The sequence below is a fragment of the Caldisericum sp. genome, assembly GCF_049967455.1.
Taxonomy (GTDB): Bacteria; Caldisericota; Caldisericia; order Caldisericales; family Caldisericaceae; genus Caldisericum; species Caldisericum exile_A.
The window spans coordinates 1-4428 of sequence record NZ_JBMFSR010000061.1 but is presented as its reverse complement, the minus strand read 5'-3'; the positions used below and the strand labels follow the sequence as shown (position 1 = coordinate 4428).

Annotated in this window: 4 protein-coding genes; 2 read left to right on the top strand and 2 right to left on the bottom strand. The window is 32.8% G+C overall.

The window, feature by feature from the left end:
• Nucleotides 1-311: 311 nt before the first annotated feature.
• Together ACP5SP_RS07390 and ACP5SP_RS07385 are read left to right on the top strand one after the other, a co-directional pair.
• Nucleotides 312-1088, top strand: a complete 777-nt coding sequence (locus ACP5SP_RS07390; protein ID WP_424587149.1) for an ABC transporter permease — start codon at nt 312-314, stop codon at nt 1086-1088.
• On the top strand, nt 1085-2152 hold the full coding sequence (locus tag ACP5SP_RS07385) for an ABC transporter ATP-binding protein (RefSeq protein ID WP_424587150.1): 1068 nt from the start codon (nt 1085-1087) through the stop codon (nt 2150-2152). Before ACP5SP_RS07390 ends, ACP5SP_RS07385 begins: the two co-directional genes overlap by 4 nt.
• On the opposite strand, the gene ACP5SP_RS07380 is transcribed toward ACP5SP_RS07385, so the two are convergent.
• Both ACP5SP_RS07380 and ACP5SP_RS07375 read right to left on the bottom strand, forming a co-directional pair.
• Nucleotides 2121-3134, bottom strand: a complete 1014-nt coding sequence (locus ACP5SP_RS07380) for an SDR family oxidoreductase (RefSeq protein WP_424587151.1) — start codon at nt 3132-3134, stop codon at nt 2121-2123. The genes ACP5SP_RS07385 and ACP5SP_RS07380 overlap by 32 nt on opposite strands.
• Complete coding sequence (locus ACP5SP_RS07375) at nt 3131-3688, bottom strand: TetR/AcrR family transcriptional regulator (RefSeq protein WP_424587152.1); 558 nt, start codon at nt 3686-3688, stop codon at nt 3131-3133. Before ACP5SP_RS07375 ends, ACP5SP_RS07380 begins: the two co-directional genes overlap by 4 nt.
• Between the last annotated feature and the right edge of the window lie 740 nt (nt 3689-4428).

Here is a 4428-nt window from a genome sequence, read left to right as displayed (position 1 = left end):
GGAATGACAAGGAAAAATTGGCTTCGGAATGACAAATGAAAGTGAAAAGTTATTCTTTTTGTTTTTAGGGGAAAGTTCAAAGGGGGATGTGCCCTCTTCCAATGATTGTCATTTCGACGAACGTAGTGAGGAGAAATCTCCTCTTTTTGGGGAAGTTCGAAGGGGGAAAATCGTAAGCCCCTCTAGATTTAGGTATGTCTCATTTTGCTTGACGTCACAGCTTCTTTGCTCATTTTTCGAAGGAGGTTTTAGGGCACACTCAAATTTATATAAAGATATTTAAAAAATATCTTTTTTATTATAATTAATCTATGAAAGTGTTTTTTAGATGGATACTTGCGGTATTTGCTTTGATTAGTATACTATTTATAATTTTTCCACTTTTGAGGCTCATTACTTATCCTAAACTTACGCTTATAGTATCATCTTTGAGAGATCCACTTAATTTAAAAGCAATTTTTAATAGCATATTTTTTGCATTTATATCCTCTATTCTGAGTGTCATATTCGGTATCCCTCTTGCCTATCTTATTGCAAAAGACCACTTTGGAAAGCTTGGAAGTATTATTGAAGCAATCTGTGATACACCTTTAGCAACACCTCATATTGTTGCTGGCATCGCCCTTCTTCTTGTGTTTGGAAAGGATGGTCTTATTGGAAAAATTCTCTATGATACACTCAATATAAAATTAATGGGGACAGGTTTTGCAGTTGTCATTGCGATGATGTATCTTTCATTCCCATTTTTTGTGGATACTGTAAAGGAAGGCTTTAAAAATATGGACCAATCTCTTGAAAACGCATCACGAATCTTAGGTGCAGGCGAATTGCATACTTTTTTTCTTGTTAATATTCCTCTTATAAAAGGACATATTATTTCTGGATTTCTTTCGGCATTCGCAAGAGCAATTTCAGAGTTTGGCGCAGTAATTATTGTTGCATACTATCCAATGACTGCACCAATTCGTATATATGATGCTTATACGCAATACAATCTCGAAACTTCAATATCAATTGCTGCGACCCTTCTTATAATATCCCTTCTTATTTTTGTCATCCTCAGAATAATTGGAAGGAGAGTAAAATGAGTGTTTTACTTTCGATACAAAATCTCTATGCACATATTGGCAAATTTTCTTTAAAAGACATAAGCATAGAATTAAACAAAGGCGAAATTATTGCAATACTTGGGGAAAATGGGTCTGGAAAAACAACACTACTTAACACCATTGCAGGATTTTTACCCATAGATAAAGGTCGCATTATCCTTGACGGGATTGACATTGCAAGAAAAGAACCTGAAGATAGAAACATAGGATATATATTCCAGACGCTTGCGCTCTTTCCTCACTTAAATGTTGAGCAAAATATAAAGTTTGGCTTGCGTTTTAGGTCTGTTAAAGATGCTTCAACCCGATTTAACGAACTTGTCAATTTTTTTAAACTCGAAAGTCTTCTCAAAAGATATCCTGAAGAACTGAGTGGTGGAGAAAAACAAAAGGTAGCCATTGCACGAACGCTTATTCTTGATCCACCTTTAATCCTCTTTGATGAGCCAACTTCTCAACTTTCACCAAGAGAAAAGGAGCGCATTGCATTTGAAATAAAAGAAATTATAAAAACATTTAAAAAAAGTGCTCTTTTTGTAACACATAGCCTTGATGAAGCAAGTATCGTAGGTGATAGAATTGCCGTTTTAAGTAAAGGTGAGTTACTTCAAATCGGAGAACCTTCTGAAATTTTCTTCACCCCTGAGAATGTTGAGGTTGCCTATCTTACAGGTGTAAATGTCATAAAAGGTTATGTCATAGAAGTTGAAGGGAATATTTCAAAGATAGATATTGGAAATGAATATATTTATGTTTTGCAAGAATACAACGTGGGAGATAGTGTTGTGGTATTTATTCATCCACAGGATATAACCCTTTCAAAAACTCCTTTTCAGTCTTCTGCAAGAAATCAATTTGAAGGAATTGTTTATAAAATTGTAAATAAAAATGGAATTGCAACAATCACGGTAAAAATTGCTGAAAACTTTTGCATTAATGCCCTTATTACTAAAAGATCCTTTGAGGAATTAAACATACAGTTAGGAGGAAAAGTTTATCTTACGTTTAAAATTACTGCAATACATTCGGTGAAAGTTTCTTAAAAGGCTTATTCCCTCTATAATTTTCTTTAAACCACATATATGCATCTTTGAGTGATTTTTGTAATGGCCTTGATGAGTATCCTAACTCTCTGGTTGCCTTGTCTTTTTGCACATTACAGTTTGATTTGAGAACCGAAAGAGAATAAAGGGTAAAAAGAGGCTTTTCATGTGTGATTCGTGAAATAATAGGAGTTAAAAGTGCAGTGAATTTGGCAAAAGAGTATGGGATTTTTATATGTGGAATCTTCTTTCCTGAAATGCTTCTTAGAGTGTTGAGAATTTCTTTAACAGTTATTTTTTCTCCTGAAAGAATATAAATTTGACCCGTTTTTCCTCTTTCCATTGCAAGGATTTCACCTATTGCAACATCCCTTACATCAACAAAATCATAAGCACCATCAACATAGAAAAATACTTTGCTTTTTATGTATTTAAGAATAAGTGTTCCCATTTCTGATATCTTAAAATCATATGGACCAATAATTCCAGTAGGTGCAACTATTACTGCATTAAGCCCATTTTCTACACCTTTAAGCACTTCAATAGTTGCAAGCGCTTTAGACTTTGCATATTCACCATATTCAGGATCAAGTGGAGTACCCTCTGTTATAGGTACTTGATTAGGTGGCTCTTTAAATGCGTGAATCGAACTTGTATAGACAAGCCTCTTAACTTTGTTTTTGATACATGCTTCAACCACATTCCTCGTACCCAAAACATTTACTTTGTACAACTTTTCCCATTCTCCTTTGATTATCGAGACAATGCCTGCTGTATGATAAACGTAATCAACACCAAAAAGCATCTTATTTATGCTTTCAAAATCAGTTATATCGGAAAATCTAACTTCAACGTCAAGCCCATTAAGTGGAGTAAGATCCTCACCTTTTGGGACTATGCAAATTACTTTTTCTCCTCTTTTTAGAAGTTCTCTTATAAGGACATTGCCAAGGTGTCCTGTTCCTCCTATCACTGCTATCATTTACTCCTCCTTAATCCATCTAAGATGAGTTTTGCCATTTTTTGTTTGTTAATTTCTTTTTTGAAGAAAAATGTTTCTATCCAAATTGAAAGAGAAATGCCTGTAATGTATATGACACTTTCTTCGTCTGCATTTTGGATGGTATTTCTTAGAAATTCTTCAATGAGTTTTTTGATGCTATCGAAGATTACATTTCCAAGAGCTTTTTCGCTTCCGTTTTCTAAAAACATACCAAAGTCTCTTAGAGATACAATAATTGATGGCCCATAAGATTTTGCAAGTTCTATATTAAGTGAAACAAATTCTTCAAAAGATTTTTCGACGTCTTTGTTTTCAAATGAGAATTGCGACAACTCTTCATAAATATTTTTAAGAGTCTTTGAAACAATTTCCTTCAATAGTTCTTCTTTTGAAGAAAAGTAAGTGTAGAAACTCCCTTTTGCAATTCCTAAAACGTTTGTAATATCCTCAACTGAGGTATTAGGGAATCCTTTTTCAAGAAAAAGCTTCTCGCTTACTTCAATAATTTGCTCTCTTTTGTTTATCTCATTCATCAATATCTCCAAATTTAAGTCATAACAATCAAACAAACAATCACACTCATAAATCCTATCCTCATGCACTCATTTTTAAATATAACTTATCACTATCAAATGTGCTTTAAATCTTCCAATCTCTTTGACTGACTGGTCAGTCATATTATAGCACTTTTTTGGATTTTTTTAAATAATTTCAAAGTTTTTGAAGTAAAAAAATTTAAATCTTGAATTAATATTTTGAGGAATTCTTCTAAATATATGGTATTAATATTTTTTATCTTGCTTAACAAACATTACAACACTATCAATTGAAAATGTAGTTTTTGTTAAGTTCAAGATGCTAAGCGAAAAGTTATTTAAGAAGGCTAACTTCATTTTTTGCTATAAATGTAAGTTATAGAAAGAAGATTTAAATTATTTCTAAAAAGACGGTTTTTTAAAAACTTAGCAAAATTCCCAAAATTTTAAGGAACTTTTTTGATGGGGTTTCGTATCTAATATGTGAGAGAAAAAGTTTTAAGGAATTTTTTTAAACCACTTGACGGAAGAGTTTGATAAAATGTAGTGAAAAAGAAAATTATTAACTTTGAAAAAAGGAGAGAACTCAAGGAAAAATAGTTTTTAAAATGTCTCCTTGGGTAATCGTGGGAGCAAAATACCTCAATAGAGGGGGTAAAAGGCTTCCCTTCGAACTTTCCCAAAAGGAGGAGATTTCTTATTAATCGAAGGGGTAAAAGTCCCCCTTCGAACTACCC

Coding starts and splice junctions, on each gene's coding strand:
- ACP5SP_RS07375 (WP_424587152.1), bottom strand. CDS start 3,688: ATGAATGAGATAAACAAAAGAGAGCAAATTATTGAAGTAAGCGAGAAG.
- ACP5SP_RS07390 (WP_424587149.1), top strand. CDS start 312: ATGAAAGTGTTTTTTAGATGGATACTTGCGGTATTTGCTTTGATTAGT.
- ACP5SP_RS07380 (WP_424587151.1), bottom strand. CDS start 3,134: ATGATAGCAGTGATAGGAGGAACAGGACACCTTGGCAATGTCCTTATA.
- ACP5SP_RS07385 (WP_424587150.1), top strand. CDS start 1,085: ATGAGTGTTTTACTTTCGATACAAAATCTCTATGCACATATTGGCAAA.